Below are 23486 nucleotides of genomic sequence, written 5' to 3' on the forward strand. Positions count from 1 at the left end.
AAAAGCTTTTATACGTAACGCTTCAGGACATCATGGATGAAACAGAAGTCTATTGATTTGATGCATTTTCTAGGAATATCCTTCTACTTTAGAGAAGATTATTAGCAGAACCGATCTTTCGGATCCAATTTTTTCTACGCAAAGGAGGTACGACATGAAACCTCATCTACTTTTTTTATCTTGGCGTGATGCTCGACATCCACAAGCCGGAGAAGCTGAAACTTTTATTCATGAAATGTTGCGGCGTGTCAGTACTACCTACCGAGTTACCCATTTGTCTGTCTCATTCAAGGGCGGATCACCGACGGAGTATCGAGATGGTATCACTTACCTCCGTTATGGTACGACAGCTTCTCTTATTCCATATGCACTTTATTATTACTGGTCTTATGCTAAAACGATTGATTTAGTTCTGGATCATTTGAATGGGTTTCATTTCTTCACACCACTTTATGTTCCACGTCATAAACGAACTTTATTTCTTTATCAATTGATTCGTGAGCGTTGGTCGACGACACTTGTTTTTCCTTTTTCAAAGCTTGGCGAATGGACAGAGACTCGACGGTTAAGCTGGTATAAAGATAGTCATGCCTTGACTATCAGCCCCTCTGTTGTAGATGAACTGCAAAGTGCTGGTTTTACTAACAGTCATATCACGATGTTATCGCCAGGACTTTCTTTTTCCCCATGGTCTGAACAGGAATGGGAGTTAAAAGAACATGTTCCAACCTTTCTATATATCAACCGTCTGAACGAAAAAGAACTTCAAGATGCGATTGGGGCATTCCTCATGGTCCAACGTGAGTTTCCTGAGACACGCCTCTGGCTGATTGGTATCCGTAACAGCTCTCATCTTTTGCAATACCTTACACTTCCCCTTCCTAAAGAAGTGAAGGATGCTATCACATATTACGATTCAGTCACTGAAACAGAAACGCGCCGCATGATGAGTCGTGCCACCGCTCTCCTTTTCCCTTCCATACGTGAAGGCGTAGGTTTTTCTATTATTGAAGCGGCGGCGGTCGGAACACCATCCATCGTATATGATGCTCCTGGTGTCCGAGACGCCGTTCAGTACGGCATGACAGGCTACATGGCTAAAAACAAAACACCTGGTGCACTCGCTGCCGAAATGCGAGCTTGCTTCCGAGATCCAGAGGAGTACGAAGCCATTCGCATCTCCGCTCATCATTTCGCACGGGCAATGGATTGGCAACAGACTGATCTTAAATTTCAAGAATGGCTGAGACGAGTACTTCTTGATACAAAATAAAGGGAAACTTCAAACGGTCTGACTTCTCCCAACAAGTAGAGAGAAGCCAGACCGTTTAAGTCAATCTTCATACTTTTTATTCTGTTCAAGGTTTTGGAGGATGTGTTCTGGATCAACGCGTTTCGTATAATCGGACGGCACTTCTACGAAACGAATCACACCATTCGTATCAATGATAAACGTCGCCAGTTTCGGTAACTGCCAATCCTCATTTCCATTGTGCTTCGCTACATCAAGTCCCGATGCTTTGTAAATCTCAATCAAATAATCTGGCAAGTCGAACACCAAATCAAATTGACGGGATACATGTAAATCAACGTCACTTAAGACAGGGAAACTTAACGCATTCTTATTCGCCATTTGCTCAGCAAAATCAGCTGTCTCCGGACTAATTGCAATGACAGTCGCTCTTTGAGCGCGGATTCGGTCGATTTACCGTTCGTACGCGCGAAGCTCGAGATTGCAGTACGGACACTAGCCACCCCGGTAGAACGTTAAGATAACAGGACCTTGCTCGAGTAATGTCTCGATTGCGACTGGTTCTCCAGATACATCGGGTAATGTAAAGTGTGGGATTGTGTCACCGACACCTAGACCTTGTGCGACTCCAGAAGCAGCCAGTTCAGCTGTCGCTTCCGCCATCAACCGTTGTTTCTCAGCAGGTGCCTTTTGTCGGAATTTCGATTGATATTGTTTGATTTCTTCGAGTAGTCGTGTCATATGTTCTCCCCCTTCATTGCTGTATGGAATAGCAAGGAGATTACTCGTTTGTCTCTTCTGACGACTCCTCCGCCTTCTTTCGGAATCGTTTGACGAATCCCATTAGTTGTTCCGGCGTTAGTTCGAGCTTATTCTCATAGACATATTTCGTTCCATATCCAAGTGCAAGGGTGGCGGTCGAAGCGACTCCCGCGGCAATGACGGCACCATATCCCGGAACTAGCTTCGCTATTTGTCGAAAAGCCGTTTTCCCGGAGTTTCCGACGATTGTCACGACAAGCAACTCTTTGGCACTCTCCTTGGATAACTGCCGTTCATACAGATTTGATAACTTGAGCATCAAGCCGATTTGAATTGAAGTCAACGGAATGATATCAGCTCCTGGAAACGGGACAGCACCGATCGCACCAGCAGCTGTTCCGGCACCCACGATCCAATTGTTGGCGATCTTCCCGCGAACGGTCGGATCCATCTGGCGAACGAACACATTATCCTTGTCGAACTTTTTTAAGATATCGAGGACCTCCCGGCGGAGCCGATCAATATTCGTTCCTTCTCGTGCTGATACGGGAATGATTTTTGGTCCTGGTAGTTTTTCTGCAATATGGCGAACGATCGTGTCGACATCATCCGTCGCATCCATCTTCGTGACAACGATCAAGACATTTTGGTTATGTTGATAGATTTTCTGGAAATTCTTCGTCTCTGTCTCAGACAAGACAGTACCTGCCGCATTTAAAAAATAAAGGATGACATCGGCACTTTGATAATACGTCCATGTCGCTTCCGAGTTCTGTGTATTGGCATCATTTAGTCCCGGTGTATCGACGAAGATGACTTTATCTTCCGGATGTTGCCTTACTTGATCGATGCGGACCGTTTCACCTGGGCGTGCTCCGACCGTTGCGACTTCGCGACCAAGAATTGCGTTCAAGGTCGAGGATTTCCCCGCATTGACATCTCCGATCAGAGCAACCGTCACGTCCTGCTCCAACGATTGATTAAAATCCCGTCGCTCCGATTCAAACGACTGATCAAAGATTTCCTCCAGTTTGCGTTTCCGCTTTTGTTGATTGGTCTCAAGTCCCTCACCAAAAAAATCATCCATCGTGATCCCTCCCCTTCTTTTGCTGTCTGTCTTTTCCCGTTATCCCTTGCTTTCAACACAAAGAAGGCAAGGGAACATTGCGTCCACTTGCCTGCTTTTAAAGGTATGTGCTTCGTCGCTCGAGCAATACCGTGTCGCGCCATCTGCCTCCGAGCCGACCAATTCGCTCCCGGCGACCGACTTCCCGAAAATTAAAACGTTCATGAAGGCGGAGACTCGCTTGATTTTCCGGAAAGACTTGCGATTGCAGGGTCCAGATGCCGGCTGCTTCACTTGCTTTAATGACGTCTTCCATCAAGCGTGTGCCGACACCTTTACCGCGTGCTTCTTCCGCGATATAAAGACTGATTTCAGCGACACCAGCGTATGCTGGAATCGAAGAAAATGGACTTAATGCGACCCATCCGAGCAGTTGCTCGCCTTCGATCGCAACGAGACGACTGTGTTCATGGTGATGTCCCGTCCATTCTTCGTACGGTAATGCTTCCGTGCGAAACGTCGCGTTCTCCGTCTTTATCCCTTGTTCGTAAATACGGACGACTTCTGGGTAATCTTCCGCTGTCATTTGACGTATTTCCATTTCATCAGACTCCTTTGTTGCTCACATGCTGATTCTAGTTCGACAGCATGTCAGGAGTCTCCTGTTTAATCGACGGTTCATCAAGTTTTATACTTCTAATCGTACTGCCATTTCCCGACCGAATCGATCCCCGTGGTCGATGAAGCCGAGACTCGTATACAGACTGTGCGCCGCCTGATTATCCGGTCGGTAACCGACGACGATTCGTTTTGCTGCGGGTAACATTCGCATCTCTTCAATCAGGGCTTGCATCGCTAATCGCCCAATCCCGTTCCCTTGCCGCGCCTGATCAATCATGATGCGGTATATCCAGTAACCGTCGAGTTCTTCTAGTTCCGTGTTGTACATCACAAAACCAACAACCGTATCGTCCATCATAATCGCCCGAAGGACAAGGCTTGGTTCGAACTTCGCTTGCGCGATCGAATAGACATTCGCTTCCATGAAGTCCTGCTGTTCTGCTGTCAGCGTCAGCTCACAACAAGCTTCCCAATTTTCTGCTGTTACCGGTACGAGTTGAATCATGTTCATTTCCCCTTTTAATTAGACGGGAGTTGCCTCCAGCGTCTGTTGATCACATCGTTGCACGGTGATCGCCCCCTTTCCTTCTCTTTCCTATCGACTGATTTGATTCATTGTTGAAGGACTGCTGCGTTTTCAAGCACTGCAGGTAGTTCGGCTAAAGAGGTAATCGTAAACGTGGGCTTGATATCCGTTGCCGGCTTTCCTTCTGGATTAAACCAACATGTTGCGATACCAGCTTGATTGCCACCTGCAATATCAGCTGACAAGGAATCTCCGATAATGATTGTTCGCGCCGGGTCGAATTGTGGAATCTGCGCAAACACATGATCGAAAAATCCTGCCATCGGCTTTTGAAAACCTGTCTCTTCTGAAACGAAAATCGCTTTAAAGAAGTCCGTTAATCCGGCGCCATCAAGTCGCGCGCGTTGCGTCTTTGAAATCCCGTTCGTGACGACGTACATCTCGACGTTCCCTTCTAGTTGCTCTAACAGGGCAGTCGCACCCGGAATCAATTCCGTCCCTTGCGCGAGGTATCCGCGATACGTTTCGTCAACTTCTCGTCCGTTGACTTCTCGTCCTTCTTCCGCAAAGAACGTCACGAATCGCGAGTGAATGACTTCCTCACGTGTCACTTCACCCCGTTCGAGTGCTCTCCAGAGCGCGTGATTGATTTCCTTGTAGCGCGCTTCTCGCTCAATCGTCCACGTTAGATCTTGTTGCTCGAGCAGGCGGCGAAAGGCAATCCGTTCCGTCGCTTCAAAATCAAGTAGTGTATGGTCAATATCGAATAATACTGTCGTATAAAACATCTTCAAGCTCCTTTACGTACTTGTCGTACAGTTGTTGTTTTCCCGCCCAGTTGAAATAACAGTACGCCCCCACCAATCAGCAACACACCGAGTGCTTTCGTCCACGTAAATGGAACGGCTTGTAACCCGAACCAACCGAGCATATCCCACAGTAAGGCAAATAAGATTTGCGACACCATGACGATCGAAATCGCTCGACTTGGTCCGAGTTGTTGAACTCCTTGCGTCACACAGAGGACGACACCGACACCGATGATCCCACTGAACCAAAACCAAGTTTGCGCCTGTTCGAGTGCAAACAATTGTGACCCTTCGACGATCAAACCAATCGTCAGTGAAGCGAGGAACCCGAGTCCAAGGACTAGCGTCGTCGTCGCCCAAGCACCGACATGTTCTTTGACTTTTGCGTTAAACGTATTTTGAATACAAACGAGCATGCCCCCACAAAGAGCAAGGATGATTCCCGTAACCATGTCGCACCTCTTTCATTCGTAAATGCTTTCTCCAACGCGCTCCATCAATCCGTCTCGATCAATGATCTCAATCGTATGCTGCGTTCTGCGAATCAACCCATCGTCGACGAACTGACGTAAGACACGGTTGACATGACGGTAGCTCGTCCCGATCAAATCTGCCGCATCGACCAGTTCCTTACTCGCAAAAGCATCCGTATCAGGTGTCATCGACAGCAAATAACTGGCTAGCCGAACTTCTACCGGATACAGCAGATTGAAGCTGAGCGTATGCGATTTCAATTCAAACTTTTTCGTGATCGTCTCGAGTAAAAATAATAGAAAAGCAGAATGATGTACACGTGCCTCTTCCAAATCCGCATAGGCGATGCGTAAGACGGTTACTGGTGTCACTGCCTCGACCGTGTTCATCAAATCAATCTTTCGGACGAATTCAATATCGCCGACGAGATCAAACGGATGCTTGAAGGACAACACGAGACGTTTCCCCGTTGCCGACATATGCGTAATCTTCAATTTCCCTTCGACGAGCAGGTACAGTTCATGCGCAACATCGCCTTGTCGGCATAAAGCCTCACCCGGTGCGAACGTCTGGATGTGCATCGCCTTGCGTAGCGATACATCAAAGACATGCGTTAACTGATACCGTTCCAAATAGCTCACAATGTCCGTCACTTCTTCTCCTCCTTAGCTCTTTAAGATGAAGATGCCTGCAACCATCATCAAGATGCCGATGATCTGCGGCCCCCGCAGTCGGCGTTTCATGACGCCGAACCAGCCTCTTCCGTCAATCCAGAGTGCCAGCGCTAATTGCGCTAATAAAAAGAGCGAAATCGTCAAGGTCACACCCATCAGGTGGACCGCCGTCATGTTGCTGAATAATATGATCGCCGCAAATGCACCTCCTGCCAGATAGAGCGGTTTGACACGGCGCATCGCTGAAAAACTACGATCCCGTAAGACGACCGCTAAGAGGATCGCAACGATGAACCCGGTCATCTGAGTGATCGTCGCTGCTTGCCACGTCCCGATCGTTTGACTGATCCGGGCATTAGCGACACTTTGAAGCGTTAAGAAAAAGCCACCAGCAATCGCAAATAAGATACCACGCATATGCATACTCCTCTCTTCTTCCATGATAATCTCATTTAACGAGAGTCCTTCTGATTTGAACAGGACATTTGTCCTGAGATGTTCAGAAGTTCAGAAATCATGATGAGTAAATAGAATTTCATACAACTCTAAGTGTATTAAAAAAGCGATTGTTCTCTTGCTGAGAACAATCGCTTTTGATGTGTTTAAATAGTTTATGCTTCTTCTTCCAATCGTTTAATCGCTTCATCCAGCTGTTCCTGATCCTCTTCTGATAGCTTTGGATATTGCGGATCAATTTCCTTCAGGACGTCATTCATGACTTCGGTGACGATATAGCGGGAATACCATTCGTCATCTGCCGGTAAGATATACCATGGTGCATACGATGTCGATGTCGCTGAGACAAGCTCAGCAAAAATCTCATGGTATTCGTCCCAGTGCTTGCGTTCCTCAATGTCATTAAACGAGAATTCGAAGTTTTTCGTTGGATCTTTCAGACGAGTCAACAGCCGTTGCCGTTGCTCCTCTTTTGAGACATGGAACAAGAACTTGACGACTCGGAAGCCATTCTCGACGAGATAGCGTTCAAAGTCATTAATTTGACGATAGCGCATCTGCCACACGTCACCCTCATCCGGCTTTTCTTCCTCCTCGAGCAAATCATGGATTCGTGGGGCAATGACTTCCTCATAATAGGAGCGATTTAAGATGCCGACTTCCCCTTTTTCTGGTAGTCCTTCGTGGATCCGCCATAGGTAGTCATGTTTTTGCTCCGTATCCGACGGTTTTTTGACGGAAATCGTTCGGAGTCCTTGTGCGTTCAAGTTAGAAAAGATATAGCTGATCGCCTCGTCCTTCCCCGCTGCATCAATTGCTTGCAGGATGACGAGGACGCCATTTTTCTCTTCAGCATGCAAACGCCAATGTAACTCTTGTAACGTCTCAACACTTTTTGGAATCCGTTTCTCTCGCAATTCTGCTTCCGAAATTTTATGTTCTTCTGATGTCGGGTAATTCGAAAACGAGACTTGCTCGCCTTCCTTAACACGATAGGATGACAGTTTCATGGTAGGGCTCCTCCTTTAATTGCTTCTAAAGGGGATTTACCCTACTCATTCATCCTGAAAACGTTCAGATGAACTTATCTTTTCAAAAGGAGACGGACTCCCTCTTCCAGCGTCGTCACGGGACGACCGAGTAATGCTTCAAAATCAGTACTTTCTACTGCCAGAGTCCCTGCTGCGATATCTGCCTGGATACCAGTCAGCATTGGAATCAAGAAGTCAGGTAAGCCAGCTGCTTGCATCCGCTCACCATATGTCGCTTCATCCACTTCATCTAAAGCGACCGATCGGTTAAGCACTGTTCCGACTGCAGTCGCGAGTTCTGCTTGTGTATGCAACGGACCCGATAGTTCATAGATGGGGTTTGGATGCTCAAGCGTCAGTCCCGTCGCAATGGCTAACGCATACTCATCTTGTAACGCCCATCCGACTTTCCCTTCGCCTGCTGCCGTTAACCAGTCTGCGCCTTGCGCGACGGCGTCAATCGTTCCGAGTTCATTTTCGAGATACCAGTTGTTACGGAAAAAGACATACGGGATACCTGTCGCTTGAATCGCTTCCTCTGTGACACGATGCGTTCGAGCAAGTCCGTTTGTACTGTGTGCCGCATTGGCGATGCTCGTATAGCCGATCAGCTTGACGCCTGCCTCTTTTGCTGCCGTGACAGCGGCTTGGTGTTGCCGGATCCGAGTCGCCTCTTCACCGTCCGTCGAAATGATCAACAATCGATCGATTCCTTGAAACGCTTGTCCGAGTGTTTCGGGCTGATCAAAGTCTCCGTATCGGACATCGATTCCTTGTGCTGCAAGCTCTGTTGCTTTTTCGACGTCGCGGACACTAACCGCTACATGTTCGTTGCCGACTTGTTCACTGAGGTGCTGCATGATCCGCGCGCCTAATTTTCCGGTTGCTCCTGTAATTAACCATTTCATGATGAAACCACTCCTTTGAAGTTTGATGTTGTTCTTCATGATACGCTAGGTGATACACTAAAAAAAGTAGGCACTTATCTGAAACTAGGTCCCTCAAAACGAACCAATGGGAGAGGATGAATGTGGCTGTATTCGATACAACGACCAATCAACGCACTGCCTGTCCAGTCACTCGGGTCCAACAGATGGTCGCTGGCAAATGGAAGATCATCTTGCTGTGGCACCTGACACACGGGACACATCGTTTTCATGAACTGCAACAATTAACAGGTATCTCTAAGGGAACATTGACACGTCAGCTACGTGAGCTTGAAGCGGATGGGTTGATTCAACGGCACGTCTTTGGCGAAGTTCCCCCTCGTGTTGAATATTCTCTAACGGATGCTGGTCATAGTTTTTTACCAATTCTTGATCACATGGCAGCTTGGAGTGAACAACACTTTCAGGTGAAATGATCGTGAGTAACAAAAAAATGCGCTTCTTCTCGAGTCAGAGAAGAAGTGCATTTTTTCGTTCATTCCGTCGCTGTTACCGTCTGACGTAAGTGGGTGTCGATCGCTTCTGCGACACGTAATCCGGAGATGATAGCGCTCTCGACGCGCGTCCGTCCTGACGCATCATCGGCTTCAAGGAACGCATCACCAGCAAGCCAAAGTGGATGTGACGACAGTTTCAAATGCGGTGTCCGGTAAACTGCGCGTGCCTGAGCGTAACGCCAACGCTTGAGCTGGCGGGAGATAATCGTCACTGGTCCGAGTTGCTGTTGTAACAGACGCTCGACTTCCGCGAGTGTCTCTTCTTCTGGGCGCTCGTACCAGTCTTCACTGAAGCGAGCTGTCATATAGACGCTCAGGAGTGTCGTCTTCGAAATCTGTTTCTCGGCATTATTGACGAGTTTTAACATCCCATCGACGAGTTGTTCGTCTTGTAGGCCGACTTCCCCGATCGTCAGTCGCTCTTTGATTTCAAACAGACCCACGAATGTCGGCTCGAACGTCACTTGGCGTAACTGCTCATGATCGTCCTCTCCGAGCGCCAGATCAGAAGCCTGCAACAGTTCATATGCTTGCGGTACAGGCGCCGTCACAAGTAACGCATCATACGCACCTTGATGATCCGTCGCTTGTGTGACGAGTTCGTCCTCCATTGCCGTAATATGCGTGACCTGTTCATTCAACTGGACGGGAATCCCTCGACCAATCGCTTGTACGAGTTGATTCATGCCGTCCGTCGCGACATAGCGTGGAAAATCCGTTCCGAACCATTTACGAACCCACCCTTTCTCAAGCCAGTCGTCGACTTCGCGTCCTAACTCTTCCGTCCGAACCGTGAAGAAGACGGCACCATGATCCGCTGTTCCTTCATCAATCCGACGAGTCGCCATTCGCCCCCCGACGCTCTGGCTTTTTTCGATGATTTCAACAGCATGTCCTGCTGCCTGCAATTGACGTGCCGCAAAGATTCCGGCGAGTCCACCACCGATGATTCCGATTCGTTTCCCTGTCATCTCGCTTCCCCCTCATATTCCTCATTTCTCTAAGTATAGAGGTTTCTTCCAAGACATGGGTGAATCAATACCCGTCCGATATGCTTGTCATCTGTAATTCCTGCTCGATGAGCATGATGTTCTCCTCAAAGAACACCCGGTGCTCTTCTAGTCCACGTTTGATGCACCAGCCGACGGCCGTGAGTGCTTCCCACAAACGATAGTATGCTAGATACGTCTCAAACGGCACGTCTGGGTGTAATGTCGCGTATCCTTCTTGAAATGCCGTGACGTAAATGGAACCGAACGTATTGAGATTACGGACGATCTTCGTGAAGTCCATCTCGACGGCCCCGTAGCGGGTCGTCTCGAAATCGATCACCCCTGTGACTTGATCACCTACCGTCAGTAAATTTGCTAGGCGGAAGTCACAATGTGTGGCAACGGGACGTGAAGGCTCCGGTAACGACTGTTCTCGTCTGACTAACTCTGTTTGGATGTTCTCTAAAAAACTGGGATCGAGTTCGGTCGTGATGAACGGCATGAATCCATCGAGTTTTTCATTCCGGAAGCGTCGCCAGTCCTGAACCGGATAGGCATAAAATCCATCTTCCGTATACTCGCCGTAATCTTCTCCTGTACACGTATGCAGCATTGCGAGCGTTCGACCAATTTCGTACGCCAATTTTTTATTCATCGTGATCGGTGCCTGTCCCGCTAAGGCAGCAAGTACGAACGCCCCGGTCGTCTGCCCGGGAGTTGCTTCAGCTAAGATGTGCGGCACGGGTACAAATTCTTCTAGTGCATGAATCCAGCCACGTTCCCGGTACCACTTTTCAGCCGTATACGGGCGCTTCAAGAAGACGACCTGACCATCCGTTAGGACGAGACGATCGACTTCAGAACTATACGATTCGTCGACAGTCGCGCATGCTGCGACGTCGAGTTGAAAATGTTCAATCTATTCGTCTCGCGTCATTCCGTCGTTCCCACTATTTTCTGTAGCGTTTCACCTGGTAGACCGTCAATCGGTCCAACATAGGTCGATTCAAAACCTAATCCGATCAAAATACGGCGCGACGCTTCATGTGCTGGATCAATCGTCGCCGTGACGACCTGTAGCTCTTCTTCTGTCGCTAACTGTAAGAGACGCTCTGCAATGGCTGTGCCGTATCCGCGTCCCCACTGATCGGGTAGTAGCATGTAACCGAGCTCTGCTTCGAACGGTTGCGTTTGACTCCGGGTCATGTGCCCGATTCCGATCCATGTCTCTTCGGCATAGATCAGATACGATCCGAGTCGGTCGTGCTGCTGTTGTTCAAGGATTCGCTCAAAGCGTTGTTTCGTTTCCGTATCTGTTAATGCCTGTTCCGTGATGTAACGCATGACACGTTCATCTTGGACGAGCGTCGCGTAGCGATCGTAATCGGACGCTGTCATTTTTCGTAATTCAATCATCTTATTCTCCTCTTCATGTCCGGTAGTCATTGTGGATTGGGGTGAAGACATCTTCCGTTGACGGACGAACGATCGAAAAGTGTTCGACGTTATAATGACCGTGCAAGACTTGATTGTGGTGTGCGATCATTTGCTCCGGCGTCAATACATCGGAACCGTTCGTCGTATGCCCATCTGCGACGAGTGTGACATCAAAACCATGTACTGTCGCACTGCGCACCGCGGTATCGATGCAGTGCTCCGTCTTACAGCCTAAGACAATCAGATGTTCAATCGATGCTTGGCGTAGATGATCGAGCAAGGGAGTGCCATGGAACGCATTCGTCGCCGCTTTATCGAACGTGACACTAGAAGTTGGAACGGGAATCAAGTCATGGACTGCAAACCCAGGTCCTGTTCCGCCAGCGACATCTAGATCCCGAATGAAGACGACCGGGATGTTCCTGTCGTCTGCTTCGAGTACGACCGCTTCGATGACGTGCGCGACTTGTTCCTTTAAGTATACCGGACGTTCTTCGATGTTTCCGTCGACGAGTTCCTGTTGAAAATCAATCACTAGGACCGCTTGTTTCATCGTCATGTTCCTCCTTGTAAAATCGACTGCTTGTTTCCTTCCCGCTCATCTGAATGATTTCCTGCTCCTGACGGGCGCGAAACTTTTTAGCTATTGGATTCGTTAAGAAGAAAGAAAGGATGTGTCTGGATGATTTGGTTTGGCGTCATCTTCTTATGTGTGCTTCTCGTCAATCTGACACTGGAGAAACTGATCATGAACCGGACGATGACAGGTCGCTGGTTCGTACGCAACTTACTCATTTGTCTCGGGATCACTCTATTACTTTTCGGAATCGAACGTTATATCCTATCCGGTCTGTAAAAAAAGCAGGTAGCGATTTTTCGCTACCTGCTTTTTCATTTAATAAACTTCGTAGTTTTGCCCCGTCTGTGCCCCTTCGACACTTTTTTCGAACGCCGTCGCGACACGTGACGCCGGAACGGCTTCAAAACCACGGAAGAAGGGTCCGTACTTCTCGAGCGACTCAATCAGTACGTTCGGACTGACACTGTTGATTCGAATGCCTCGTGGCATCTCGATCGCCGCTGCATGAACGAACGCTTTGACCCCACCGTTCGCCAGCGCAGCAGATGCGCCTTGGCGAATCGGATCGTCCATCATGATGCCGGTCGTCAGCGTAAAGCTTCCTCCGTCTCGTACTGACTGTAAACCAAGTAGGACCAGATTAACCTGACCTTTTAGTTTACTGTCGATTCCGATTTGATTGAGCTCCGGTGTTAAGTCCGTCAATGAACCAAAATGAGCGCCACCTGTAGCACTGATAACAGCATCAACAGAACCGACTGCTTCATACATCGCCCGAATGCTTTCCTCTGATGTGATGTCGACTTGCACATCCGCTCCGCTTCGTCCGGCACGAATGATGTCATGCCGCTCACTCAGCCGTTCGACGACTGCCTGTCCAATCGTTCCGCTTGCTCCTACTACTAAAATTCGCATGATCCCTTCCCCTTTCACGTCTAGCTTACCTATCTAGCCTACTGCACAGCAGATGATGGTTTCAAGGAATCTACCGGATGGGTCTTCAAGAAGACAAGGATTTCTTCGAACAAACGCTGTTTATCCCGATCGAGCGTCAGTAAATGTTTACTGTTCGGAAGAAGGAGCTTTTTCTGATCTCGGCTCGGCACCGTCGTTTCGATTCGTTCAAGACTTGCATGGTAGACGATATCATCTAATGCACCAAGGAATAGAGCGATGGGCTGCGTGATCTTCGGTAAGACGACTCCTATGTCGAGAATGAACTGTTGCAGTGCTCGTAAGTCTTTTTCCGGTCGTGGAAAATGACGGTCGACAAAGTCTGCGATCCACTCTTGCGAACGATCGTCAAATTGAAAATACCGTTCCGTATAACGGCGGACTCTATGTTCGAGTCCCGCAATCGTCCGCTCAAGAATCGGCGTCGAGAGTAAGATGAGTCCTGCGCATCCTGACTGTTCTGCCAGTCGAAGAGCCATCACCCCACCGAGTGATTGCCCAATCAAAAAGAAGTCTTTGTGCCCTTGCTCATGTAAAAAGGCGCATCCGACTTGCGCGGACTGCCAGACGTCTTCGATCGTCGTCGCAAACAAGCGCTCCGGCGATTCCCCGTGCCCGGCGTAATTGGGCGCGTAACAGGTATACCCGGCTACATGTAAAAAGCGAGCGAGCCCCCGCATCTCATTCGCACTACCAGTAAAACTATGTAACAGCAAAACAGCAGGTCCGGGTCCTTCTAAGTACAGATCCTTTGATTTCGTGATCATGGGCGCACCTCCTTTTTATCTCTTTAAACTTCCTCCACCGAAGTATTCTCCCGTAACGATTTTATAATCTGAAAGCCTGGGTAGTCCGCTTCGGATCGTCGTTCGCCACTTGACCGATAATAAGCATTCCAGTAACTGATCATCCGGTCTTCGATTCGCTTCATGTATGCCGGATCATCCTCGACGAATCGCCGCTTCACTTCCGGATCCCATTGCTCGATCACAGGTACGATGATGTCGACGATTTCACGGACGTATTCACTAGCAAGTTCAAGAATATAGATGAGTATCCATTCATCTTGTTGATTTGTTTTGAGTAACTGACGGAGATAACGTTCACGGATGTGACCATCATGGTGACGGGTGTAAAGGCAAAATAACATCGTTTTTTGAGTCGACGTCAGTTGTTTAATCCGCTCCGAGTCAACCTCTGGTACATATAAGCGAGTCGGAATCTGTATCTGTTCGTGCTCTGTATTTACTTCGATCGCCCCGGGTGATAAACGCGTCCAAGCAAACGGTAGACACGCTTGGACGATTCGGACGTCCTGTTCATATCGTTTAGGAAATGCGGCGATCCAGCGATTCATCTTATTGTCCTCCTATATAAAAAACCCCAAACGGCAGACACTTTCGCGCCTATCGTTTGGAGTCGATTTATTTTCTTATTCAACCGTTACTGACTTCGCCAAGTTACGTGGCTTATCGACGTCACAGTCGCGACCGAGTGCCGCGTAGTATGAAATCAATTGAAGTGGCAAGACAGACAAGAGCGGTGACAAGAGTGGCTCGACTGCTGGGATGACGAAGGCATCCGTCGGCAATTCAAGACCTTCTGCTGCGATGACACACGCGTTTGCACCACGCGCGACGACTTCCTTGACGTTCCCACGGTTGTTGAGGTGAACGTGTGGTTGTGTCACGAGTGCGATGACCGGTGTGTTATCTTCGATCAAAGCGATCGGACCGTGCTTGAGCTCGCCACCCGCATATCCTTCTGCTTGAATATACGAGATCTCTTTGAGTTTCAATGCACCTTCCATCCCGACGTATGCATCTTGTCCGCGACCGATGAAGAACGCGTTACGTGATTCAGACAAGTACTCTGTCGCGATTTCTTGGAAACGATCTTTTTGAGACATGACCGATTCCATCGCACTTGAGATTTTACCGAGTTCCTTCATGAGATCGAAGTTGACAGCAACCCCTTTCGCTTGAGCGAGGTCAAACGCAAGAACAGCGAGGACAGCGATTTGAGCTGTATACGCTTTTGTTGAAGCAACGGCGATTTCTGGACCCGCGTGGAGCAATAATGTTGCGTTCGCCTCACGTGACAATGTTGATCCTGGAACGTTCGTGATCGTCAGTGCCGGGTGACCAAGTTTCTTCGCTTCAACGAGAACCGCACGGCTATCCGCTGTTTCACCTGATTGTGAAAGGAAGAGGAAGAGTGGTTTCTCTGTCAATAATGGCATGTTGTATCCGAACTCAGAAGAGATGTGCACTTCTGTCGGGATGCCTGCGATTTGTTCAATCAACTGTTTTCCGATCAAACCAGCATGATAGCTTGTTCCGCAACCGATGATGTAGACACGGTCACGACCGAGTACGAGATCACGGACCGATTGGTCGAGTGTGATGTCGCCTGCTTCATTTTGATATTGTTGAACGATGTTGCGGATGACAGCTGGTTGCTCATCCATCTCTTTGAGCATGTAGTGCGCATACGTTCCTTTTTCGATATCTGATGCATCGATTTCAGCCGTATATGCTTCACGCTCTTGAACGTTACCGTCGAGATCTTGAATCGTAACGCTATCACGCGTCAAGATGATCATCTCACCGTCATGCAGCTCAACGAATTGATCCGTTACTTGTAACATTGCCATTGCGTCTGATGCGACGACGTTGAACGTCCCGTCACCGAGACCAACGAGAAGTGGTGATTTGTTTTTCGCAATGTACAAAACGTCTGGATTTTCAGCATCGATCAATGCGAGGGCATACGAACCGTGCAAGACGCGGAGTGTTTGACGGAATGCTTCCGCGACATCACCTGTCTCGTTGAAGTTCTTTTCGATCATCTGAACGATGACTTCTGTATCCGTGTCGCTGAGGAGATCGACATTCAATTCTGCTTTCAACTGCTCATCGTTCTCGATGACACCGTTGTGCACGAGTGTGAAACGTGTTGACGCACTTTGGTGCGGGTGCGCGTTTGGTACGCTTGGGACACCGTGTGTCGCCCAGCGTGTGTGTCCGATTCCGACTGTGCCGTCTGCATCTGCAGGAACGACTTCGCGTAGCGCAGCAATCCGGCCTACTTCTTTGTGGACTTGGACGCCGTCGTTGACGAACGCAAGACCTGCCGAGTCATAGCCGCGGTACTCGAGCTTCTCGAGACCTTTTAATAAAATTTCTTTCGTGTTGACCTGTCCAATCATACCTACGATTCCGCACATGTTACATCTCTCCATTTACAAGTATTTCCCTGAAGAGGAAACGGCTCTTGTTGAGAGGATCCCGATCGGTCTGTTTGTCCGCCCAATCACTTGGACGATTTCAGAACGATTTACGGTATGGATCTGGTACCGGGAGGCATCCGCCGAATCATTCGATAAACCTCCACCTCGTCAGCTTTCGTCCTACGGAGAAAGCCCTGGCGCTTCTTGTTTCTGTCCGACCCCGTTTCTGTCCGACTTCACCATCATACGAACTTTAATCTGAAAAAGCAAGAAAGGTAACGTATTTGTAACTATTCCCGATATTTTTCTATTCAATACGCATAATCCCTATTTTTTGTAAAAATATCAATTTGTTTTTCTAAAATAATTGTAAAAAAGAAGCAGAGCAATCGCTCTGCTTCGGGCTGCTTAGTTTTCTTGTAACGCGTAGTTCTCACGAACGACGTTCGCGATCCGCTCGACGTATGCATCACACGCTTCTTGTGTCGGGGCTTCTGCCATGACACGAACGAGTGGTTCTGTTCCTGACGCACGAACGAGAATACGTCCGTTGCCTGCCATCTCTGCTTCGACTTCTGCAATGATCGCTTGTACGGCAGGACCGCTCATTGCACCATTTTTGTCTGAGACACGGATGTTAACGAGACGTTGTGGGAAGATCGGCATCTCAGCTGCGAGTTCCGATAACTTTTTCCCTGTCGCTTTCATGATTTGCAACAACTGGACGCCTGACAACATGCCGTCCCCTGTCGTTGAGTAATCCATGAAGATGATATGCCCCGACTGTTCACCACCGAGCGTGTAGTCGTTCTTACGCATTTCTTCGACGACATAACGGTCACCGACTGCTGTCTGAAGTGCCGTCATCCCGTTTTCTTCAACAGTTTTATGGAAGCCGAGGTTACTCATGACCGTCGCAACGATCGTGTTGTCTTTCAGACGACCAAGTTCATTCAAGTATTTTCCGCAAATGAACATGATTTTATCGCCATCGACGATATCACCGTTCTCATCGACTGCAATCAAGCGGTCGCCGTCTCCATCAAACGATAAACCAACATCTGCGCCTTTTTCCTTAACGAAGGCAGCGAGATGTTCTGGGTGTGTCGAACCGACACCATCATTGATGTTGAGTCCGTTCGGAGTTGTACCGATCGTCGATACTTCTGCTTCCAAGTCACCGAATAGGCGTGGTGCGAGGCTTGACGTCGCACCGTGTGCGCCGTCGATCGCGACATGGATGCCTGAGAAATCTTCATCCGATGTCTGGCGAAGCATATGAAGATATTTTTGTGCACCTTCGTAGTAATCGTGAACGAAACCGAGTTCTTTTCCGGCTGGACGTGGTAATGTATCTTCTGCTTCATCGAGCAATGCTTCGATTTCAAGCTCAGTTGCGTCATCGAGCTTGAAGCCATCTGAACCGAAGAACTTGATTCCGTTATCTTCAACTGGATTGTGCGATGCAGAAATCATGACTCCCGCTGTGGCATCCATCGTTTTTGTCAGATACGCGACACCCGGTGTCGAGATGACACCAAGACGCATGACTTCTGCACCGATTGATAAAAGACCAGCGATGAGTGCGTTCTCAAGCATTTGACCAGAAACACGTGTATCGCGTCCAATCAAGACTTTTGGTCGTGTGCTTTCGTGTTTCGTCAACACGTAACCACCTGTTCGACCGAGGCGATATGCTAGTTCCGGTGTCAATTCTACGTTTGCGACGCCGCGTACGCCGTCAGTTCCAAAATACTTACCCATGTGTTATTTCCTCATTTCACTAATTTGTTTTAATTGGTCGGAACGGATGTCCGCGGAACAGCTTTTAGCGTGACATCCATATTATCCGGACGCAGGACATCAAAGGCTTTTGACGTCTGATACGAAATCGGCAATCCGTGCGTTCCTTCTTTTAGTCCCGTCACATCGATGACCGCTTTGATATCCGTCGCATCGATCGATGCTAAATCAGATTCTTTCCCACGGACAACGACATCAATCGTTTGGTTGTAATCAATCGTATACTTCGATTCATCAAACCCATTTAACGTGACCGTCACACCGGGAATCGTTTTCTCTGCCCGATCCTCGACGGTTTCCGTCGTCGACTTCGCATTTTCCTTTTCGACAACGATATTGACGGTGACCTGTGTCGGATCCATCGCTGTCGCATTTTCCGGTTCAACAAGTTTGACGGTTTTTTCTGTCGTCTTCGTCAATCCTTTGAGCGAGACCGCTTCCGTATCAACGGAACCGATACGCTCTAACTCTTCTTTTGTTCCATATAGACGAGCTTCCGTCGTAACGGGAACGATCTTGACGACGGTATATCCTTTTTTGACGTCATCTTTTGTCTGCACATTGATCGGTACCGTCTTACTTTCCTTATAGATCGGTACTGTGATTTCTAGTTGTTCCGGTTGATAAGATGCATTGATCGTATTCCCGTTCGCATCGGTCGCTTTGGCATTGAACGTCTCTTTAAACGTCTCTGCCCGACCAGTTACATCGATCGGTACTTGGATCGCTGAAATCGCCTGTAACTTCTCTGCGCCTCCCGTAACTTCAACGGTTTGTTGATTCGGTTGCGCTTCCCCAGCGACATATCCTTCAGCGATTTTGTTTTTATTGAGTAAGGCGACTTGTACCGGTACTTCCTTTGTAATCTTCTTATCGAGGAAGACTTCGATCGTCTCCTGCTTTGGCGTCACCTCGACATCTTTTCCGAAGCCAGTTGCTGTGACACGAACACGATGATAGCCAGGGTCAAGTCCTTTTAAATCAATCGATAACCCAAAATCCTGAACAAGCCGAAGCATCGTCAAGCTACTCGATGGACCTTTAACGGTTACCTCCATCGTATTTGGAATATTATAGGCGACCCACTGCGATTCATCATACTGGACCGTGACCGGCACGTCAAATTTCGTCGAACCTTGACCTGCGATCGGCAACAGACTAGCGGCGTCACTCTTTCCTGTCGTATTCGAACCTGCCACCATCAAATACAACATGACGGCTAAGACGACCGCAACAATGCGTAAAAACCATCGTTCATTGAACCATTTTTCGAACATTATTTTTTCGCCCCCATCCAGTTCAAGAAGGAAGTATTCGTCTGTTCGACCTTAACGATCGTCTCAAGCAACTTCGTCCGTAAGGATTCTTCATCGAGTTCCCGGTACAGACGTCCATTGATGGCGAGTGAGACACCACCCGTTTCTTCCGAGACGACGAGCGTAACACTATCCGTTACTTCACTGACACCGATTGCAGCGCGGTGACGTGTTCCAAGCTCTTTTGAGATATGTGCACTTTCTGACAACGGTAAGTAACAAGCGGCGGCTGCTAACTTGCCTTGCTGGACGATGACGGCACCATCATGTAATGGTGTATTCGGAATGAATAAGTTGATCAGCAACTGACTCGTGATTTGTGAACCAAGCGGAATGCCCGTCTCTACGTATTCACTCAGTCCTGTCTCACGTTCAATCGTCACGAGTGCCCCGATACGGCGTTTTGACATGTACTGGGCAGACGATACGAGCGCATCGACGATTCGAACTTGTTCATCTTCATCACTGATCGCACTACGTGAGAAGAATTTACTCGTTCGTCCTAAATGTTCCAGTCCACGCCGGAGTTCGGGTTGGAAGATGATGATGATCCCCAGTAACCCATAGGTGATAATTTGATTGAGTAAAAATTGAAGTGTTTTGAGTCCAAAAAAGCCACTCAGGAACCAACTGATCAAAATGACCGAAATCCCTTTAATGAGCTGGACTGCTTTCGTTCCTTTGACGATGATCATGAGACGGTAAATAACGAACGTCACAACCGCGATATCAATCACGTCATTAATATAATCGTACCAATGTACGTTTTCTCCCAGTTTCAACAATTGAAATTGAAGTGGTTGCCAGCTGAAGTAATTCACCAACCGTGCCCCCTAACTCATCTGATTTAAACAGTTTCCATTATAGCACAAAGGGACGAGTTCGACTCGTCCCATCTGATTATTGAAATAGACGTTTGATTCCGTACCAAACGCGTTCGAATAATTGATCAATTTCCTTGATTTCTCCGGTCACGCTACCGGCACTCGCCGTGTAAGCTTTCCCGTCAACGGTCATGACGTCGCCATTAACTTTCCCTTCGATTCGGACGTTCCCGCCTTCAACATAGAGATCTTGATCGACCGTGACGCCTTTTGGCACGACGACCTCACCATTTTGAGCGACGATGCCTGGTGCATTTGTATAAGATAAGTCATGTTCTTCCTGTGCCATATAACCCCCAAGGCTACCGACCGACAAAAGTAAGAAAACAGCCGCTGCCGCGAGCAATGGGTATTGCTTCATCTTCCCTCCAAAACGGGACGGTTGCGGTTGGTGCAGTAAAGCAGCGCTCGGCGTATCCACCTGGTCGGGCAATTGTGCCAGCACGCGGGATGTAAAATCTGCCGATAATTTGGGCGCTGGAAGTTGACGCAGTCGAGCATCAAGGAGTCGATACTCTTCGAACTCGTCCATCGCGTCCGCTTCCCGTAACTCTGCTTCCAATCGCTCGAATTCCTCAGGTGGTTGGTTTTGATCTAAATAATCCTGAATCCGTTCATGTACATGCTCTCGTGACATGGTGAGTTCCTCCTTCTCATCGTTTGGCAAAATGCTTCTTCAGCGCTTCCCGTCCACGATGAATTCTAGTTTTGACAGTAGCGACAGGTAATTCGATCATTTCACTGATTTCCTTTAGTGAAAGATCCTCTATATATTTCAGGACGAGTGGGACGCGGTATTTTTCTGGTAAAGCTGCAATCGCATCCCCGACTTCACTTCGTTGCTCGTTATCGACCACTTGGTCCTCCGGCAAGGTGTCCTTGCTTTCGAGTTGTGAATACAATGTCAGTCCTTCAGTACCTGACATCTCAGCATCAAGAGAATAGTCAGGTTTCTTTTTCCGTAATCGGTCAATCGATACGTTCGTAACGATTCGGTATAACCAAGTCCGGAACTTCCATTGTGCATTATACGAATCGATCTTCGTAAATACACGGATGAAGGCTTCTTGTGTCGCATCCTCCGCTTCCATTCGATCGCGCAAGACCCGGAAAGCCACAAGAAAGGCACCTTCCTTATATAGATCAACAAGTGCCGCAAAAGCATCACGGTCTCCCTGTTTCACTCGCTCAATTAAGCGCAGTGTCGTTTCTTCCACTTTGAATACCCCCCGCTCTATGCGGTCAATCTCTTATACGAAGTCGACCGATAAATGTTTCATCTCCTTTTAAATTGTAACAAAAAAACTTGAACCCCGATGAAAAGAGTTCAAGTTCTATCCATTATTTTACTAAGCGATGTGTTTCCATTGCCAAAAGTAAATCTCCGATCAGTTCATTCGCAAGTTCCGCGGTTCCGTTTCCTTCTTCAAGCAAAGGATTCACTTCAACAAATTCAGCTGCAATGAAATCTTCTGCTACCGCACAATGCTGTAACACCGTCTTCGCATCGTCTAAGAAAATGCCATCAGCAACACGTGTTCCTGTACCGACGACAAGCGATGGATCAAGACCGTCCATATCGAAACTAAGATAGAATGCATCCGTTGTTTCCTTCAAATAGGCAATCGCTTCTTCCATGATCGCGTCCATCCCCCGAGTTCGGATCGCTTCCATATCGTAGACACGAATACCAAGACGATCAATCAGTTCTTGTTCGCCTGGATCAACGTCACGTAATCCGATGAAGACGAGATGTTCCGGTTGCAGCTTAACATCTGTTCCTCCTACTTCCGTTAAACGCTGATGTCCTTCCCCAAGGGCTACAGCGAGCGGCATACCGTGGATGTTGCCAGACGGTGATGTTTCCGGTGTATTCAAGTCACCGTGTGCATCGAACCAGATGACGCCAAGACGTGGTACAGTCTGACGTAACCCCGCAATCGTTCCGATCGCCATGCTGTGATCACCACCAACTAACAACGGAAAGCGTTGCTCTGATAACGCATCGCGAACAATCAGATGCAAGTCATTCGTCGTGTGGACGACGCCTTCAAGACGCTTTAGCTTCGGATCTTCTTCTCGGACCGCATCCTCGGATAAAACAGCCGCTTCCCCGTAGCGTACTGCTTCTTGTCCCCGTGCTTCAAGTGTCGCTAACAAACCGGCTTTTTCGACAGCAGCAGGTCCGTGTTCAGTGCCCGGCTTTCCTTGTCCATAACGGTACGGTACGCTGATATACGCGATATTCATTCGATATTCCCCCTATGTCATAGTCACTTCTACATGTATTGTAAGCGGTAACAAATAGGTGGTTCAACTCAACAAAAAAACGCATGAATATACAAAAAAACACCGTGAAGGGAATCACGGTGTTCTTGCGTACGTACTCTGGTTATGCTTGGCATTTCATATAAAAAAAACTTAAGACGAACGAAACTCGCTTAAGATCTTTAAATAAAATTGGTGGAGCCTAGCGGGATCGAACCGCTGACCTCCTGCGTGCAAGGCAGGCGCTCTCCCAGCTGAGCTAAGGCCCCGAAAGAAAAAGCGGAAGACGGGATTCGAACCCGCGACCCCGACCTTGGCAAGGTCGTATTCTACCACTGAACTACTTCCGCAAGAAATGAGCCATGCAGGATTCGAACCTGCGACCCTCTGATTAAAAGTCAGATGCTCTACCAACTGAGCTAATGGCTCGACATGGTGGGGGGGGGCGGATTCGAACCGCCGAACCCGAGGGAGCGGATTTACAGTCCGCCGCGTTTAGCCACTTCGCTACCCCCCCAGTTTGTCTAGGAAACTTATACGATTGAGAAAAAACAGTGCCGGCAACAGGAGTCGAACCCGCGACCTACTGATTACAAGTCAGTTGCTCTACCAGCTGAGCTACACCGGCACAAAAAGTATAATGGTGACCCGTACGGGATTCGAACCCGTGTTACCGCCGTGAAAGGGCGGTGTCTTAACCGCTTGACCAACGGGCCATTGGCTCCGCAAGTAGGATTTGAACCTACGACCTACCGGTTAACAGCCGGTTGCTCTACCACTGAGCTATTGCGGAATAAATGAATTGCCTGGCAACGTCCTATCCTCACAGGGGGAAGCCCCCAACTACTTTCGGCGTTCAAGTGCTTAACTTCCGTGTTCGGCATGGGAACGGGTGTGACCACTTG

At 48.4% G+C, this 23486-nt stretch carries 28 protein-coding genes, 7 tRNA genes and 1 rRNA gene; 3 read left to right on the top strand and 33 right to left on the bottom strand.

Going from position 1 to position 23486, the window contains the following annotated elements; genetic code table 11:
• The first annotated feature begins 154 nt into the window (after positions 1-154).
• Complete coding sequence (locus ASG02_RS14065; RefSeq protein WP_056064531.1) at positions 155-1273, top strand: glycosyltransferase family 4 protein; 1119 nt, start codon at positions 155-157, stop codon at positions 1271-1273.
• Between the two features lie 60 nt (positions 1274-1333).
• On the opposite strand, the gene ASG02_RS15865 is transcribed toward ASG02_RS14065, so the two are convergent.
• The 11 genes from ASG02_RS15865 to ASG02_RS14115 form a co-directional block, all read right to left on the bottom strand.
• Complete coding sequence (locus tag ASG02_RS15865) at positions 1334-1705, bottom strand: redoxin domain-containing protein (protein ID WP_369814224.1); 372 nt, start codon at positions 1703-1705, stop codon at positions 1334-1336.
• A 42-nt stretch (positions 1706-1747) separates the two neighbouring features.
• Positions 1748-1993, bottom strand: coding sequence for a hypothetical protein (locus ASG02_RS15870; RefSeq protein WP_235514048.1), 246 nt, complete (start codon positions 1991-1993; stop codon positions 1748-1750).
• Positions 1994-2033: 40 nt separating this feature from the next.
• Entirely contained in the window at positions 2034-3101 is a 1068-nt protein-coding gene (locus ASG02_RS14075; protein WP_056064534.1) for a YcjF family protein, read from the bottom strand.
• A 97-nt stretch (positions 3102-3198) separates the two neighbouring features.
• Complete coding sequence (locus ASG02_RS14080) at positions 3199-3681, bottom strand: GNAT family N-acetyltransferase (protein WP_056064537.1); 483 nt, start codon at positions 3679-3681, stop codon at positions 3199-3201.
• A gap of 87 nt (positions 3682-3768) precedes the next feature.
• Positions 3769-4206 carry a GNAT family N-acetyltransferase gene (locus tag ASG02_RS14085; protein WP_082478710.1) on the bottom strand — a complete coding sequence of 146 codons (438 nt, stop codon included), beginning with the start codon at positions 4204-4206 and terminating at the stop codon, positions 3769-3771.
• A 107-nt stretch (positions 4207-4313) separates the two neighbouring features.
• A complete protein-coding gene (locus ASG02_RS14090) occupies positions 4314-5015 on the bottom strand; it encodes a YjjG family noncanonical pyrimidine nucleotidase (RefSeq protein ID WP_056064543.1) in 702 nt (233 codons plus the stop codon).
• A gap of 2 nt (positions 5016-5017) precedes the next feature.
• Entirely contained in the window at positions 5018-5488 is a 471-nt protein-coding gene (locus ASG02_RS14095; RefSeq protein WP_056064545.1) for a DMT family transporter, read from the bottom strand.
• Between the two features lie 12 nt (positions 5489-5500).
• Positions 5501-6163: a Crp/Fnr family transcriptional regulator gene (locus ASG02_RS14100; RefSeq protein ID WP_056064548.1), complete on the bottom strand. Its 663-nt coding sequence runs from the start codon at positions 6161-6163 to the stop codon at positions 5501-5503.
• Positions 6164-6175: 12 nt separating this feature from the next.
• Entirely contained in the window at positions 6176-6601 is a 426-nt protein-coding gene (locus tag ASG02_RS14105; RefSeq protein WP_056064551.1) for a DMT family transporter, read from the bottom strand.
• Between the two features lie 194 nt (positions 6602-6795).
• Complete coding sequence (locus ASG02_RS14110; protein ID WP_035411588.1) at positions 6796-7650, bottom strand: phosphate--nucleotide phosphotransferase; 855 nt, start codon at positions 7648-7650, stop codon at positions 6796-6798.
• A 74-nt stretch (positions 7651-7724) separates the two neighbouring features.
• Positions 7725-8579, bottom strand: a complete 855-nt coding sequence (locus ASG02_RS14115; RefSeq protein ID WP_056064554.1) for an SDR family oxidoreductase — start codon at positions 8577-8579, stop codon at positions 7725-7727.
• Positions 8580-8701: 122 nt separating this feature from the next.
• Between ASG02_RS14115 and ASG02_RS14120 the strand changes: the two genes are divergently transcribed.
• Entirely contained in the window at positions 8702-9034 is a 333-nt protein-coding gene (locus tag ASG02_RS14120) for a winged helix-turn-helix transcriptional regulator (RefSeq protein ID WP_369814222.1), read from the top strand.
• 59 nt (positions 9035-9093) lie between these two features.
• Here ASG02_RS14120 and ASG02_RS14125 read toward each other — a convergent pair whose 3' ends face one another.
• From ASG02_RS14125 to ASG02_RS14140, 4 genes are all read right to left on the bottom strand, one after another.
• Entirely contained in the window at positions 9094-10086 is a 993-nt protein-coding gene (locus tag ASG02_RS14125; RefSeq protein ID WP_056064559.1) for an NAD(P)/FAD-dependent oxidoreductase, read from the bottom strand.
• Between the two features lie 64 nt (positions 10087-10150).
• On the bottom strand, positions 10151-11026 hold the full coding sequence (locus ASG02_RS14130; protein WP_082478711.1) for a phosphotransferase family protein: 876 nt from the start codon (positions 11024-11026) through the stop codon (positions 10151-10153).
• A gap of 14 nt (positions 11027-11040) precedes the next feature.
• On the bottom strand, positions 11041-11523 hold the full coding sequence (locus ASG02_RS14135) for a GNAT family N-acetyltransferase (protein WP_056064565.1): 483 nt from the start codon (positions 11521-11523) through the stop codon (positions 11041-11043).
• A gap of 13 nt (positions 11524-11536) precedes the next feature.
• Complete coding sequence (locus tag ASG02_RS14140; protein WP_056064568.1) at positions 11537-12097, bottom strand: isochorismatase family protein; 561 nt, start codon at positions 12095-12097, stop codon at positions 11537-11539.
• Positions 12098-12226: 129 nt separating this feature from the next.
• On the opposite strand from ASG02_RS14140, the gene ASG02_RS15625 reads away from it, so the two are divergent.
• Complete coding sequence (locus tag ASG02_RS15625; RefSeq protein WP_155960197.1) at positions 12227-12400, top strand: hypothetical protein; 174 nt, start codon at positions 12227-12229, stop codon at positions 12398-12400.
• 39 nt (positions 12401-12439) lie between these two features.
• On the opposite strand, the gene ASG02_RS14145 is transcribed toward ASG02_RS15625, so the two are convergent.
• The 18 genes from ASG02_RS14145 to rrf form a co-directional block, all read right to left on the bottom strand.
• Positions 12440-13039 (bottom strand): short chain dehydrogenase, encoded by a 600-nt coding sequence (locus ASG02_RS14145; protein WP_056064572.1) that lies wholly within the window; start codon positions 13037-13039, stop codon positions 12440-12442.
• A gap of 38 nt (positions 13040-13077) precedes the next feature.
• The gene (locus tag ASG02_RS14150; RefSeq protein ID WP_056064576.1) at positions 13078-13845 is read right to left on the bottom strand and encodes a carboxylesterase; all 768 of its coding nucleotides are present in this window, start codon (positions 13843-13845) and stop codon (positions 13078-13080) included.
• Between the two features lie 23 nt (positions 13846-13868).
• A complete protein-coding gene (locus ASG02_RS14155; protein ID WP_056064580.1) occupies positions 13869-14435 on the bottom strand; it encodes a hypothetical protein in 567 nt (188 codons plus the stop codon).
• A gap of 75 nt (positions 14436-14510) precedes the next feature.
• Positions 14511-16307 (bottom strand): glutamine--fructose-6-phosphate transaminase (isomerizing), encoded by a 1797-nt coding sequence (gene glmS, locus ASG02_RS14160; RefSeq protein WP_056064583.1) that lies wholly within the window; start codon positions 16305-16307, stop codon positions 14511-14513.
• Between the two features lie 411 nt (positions 16308-16718).
• Positions 16719-18074 (bottom strand): phosphoglucosamine mutase, encoded by a 1356-nt coding sequence (gene glmM, locus ASG02_RS14165; RefSeq protein ID WP_029343107.1) that lies wholly within the window; start codon positions 18072-18074, stop codon positions 16719-16721.
• Between the two features lie 29 nt (positions 18075-18103).
• Positions 18104-19390: a YbbR-like domain-containing protein gene (locus ASG02_RS14170; RefSeq protein ID WP_056064586.1), complete on the bottom strand. Its 1287-nt coding sequence runs from the start codon at positions 19388-19390 to the stop codon at positions 18104-18106.
• Positions 19390-20250, bottom strand: a complete 861-nt coding sequence (gene cdaA / locus ASG02_RS14175; protein WP_056064589.1) for a diadenylate cyclase CdaA — start codon at positions 20248-20250, stop codon at positions 19390-19392. The genes ASG02_RS14170 and cdaA overlap by 1 nt, the downstream gene beginning before the upstream one ends.
• Before the next feature lie 79 nt (positions 20251-20329).
• The gene (locus ASG02_RS14180) at positions 20330-20950 is read right to left on the bottom strand and encodes a hypothetical protein (protein ID WP_056064592.1); all 621 of its coding nucleotides are present in this window, start codon (positions 20948-20950) and stop codon (positions 20330-20332) included.
• Positions 20951-20966: 16 nt separating this feature from the next.
• Entirely contained in the window at positions 20967-21530 is a 564-nt protein-coding gene (sigW, locus tag ASG02_RS14185) for an RNA polymerase sigma factor SigW (RefSeq protein WP_056064595.1), read from the bottom strand.
• Between the two features lie 124 nt (positions 21531-21654).
• Positions 21655-22563: an arginase gene (gene rocF / locus ASG02_RS14190; protein WP_056064598.1), complete on the bottom strand. Its 909-nt coding sequence runs from the start codon at positions 22561-22563 to the stop codon at positions 21655-21657.
• Positions 22564-22774: 211 nt separating this feature from the next.
• Positions 22775-22850, bottom strand: a tRNA-Ala gene (locus ASG02_RS14195).
• Between the two features lie 9 nt (positions 22851-22859).
• Positions 22860-22931 (bottom strand) — tRNA-Gly (locus ASG02_RS14200).
• Positions 22932-22937: 6 nt separating this feature from the next.
• Positions 22938-23010 (bottom strand) — tRNA-Lys (locus ASG02_RS14205).
• A 4-nt stretch (positions 23011-23014) separates the two neighbouring features.
• Positions 23015-23098: transfer RNA gene (locus ASG02_RS14210), tRNA-Tyr, on the bottom strand.
• Positions 23099-23136: 38 nt separating this feature from the next.
• Positions 23137-23209, bottom strand: a tRNA-Thr gene (locus ASG02_RS14215).
• A gap of 13 nt (positions 23210-23222) precedes the next feature.
• Positions 23223-23297, bottom strand: a tRNA-Glu gene (locus ASG02_RS14220).
• 2 nt (positions 23298-23299) lie between these two features.
• A tRNA-Asn gene (locus tag ASG02_RS14225) sits at positions 23300-23374 on the bottom strand.
• Between the two features lie 11 nt (positions 23375-23385).
• Positions 23386-23486, bottom strand: a 5S ribosomal RNA gene (rrf, locus tag ASG02_RS14230); the annotation flags it as partial.

The sequence above is a fragment of the Exiguobacterium sp. Leaf196 genome (genome assembly GCF_001423965.1).
Taxonomy (GTDB): Bacteria; Bacillota; Bacilli; order Exiguobacteriales; family Exiguobacteriaceae; genus Exiguobacterium_A.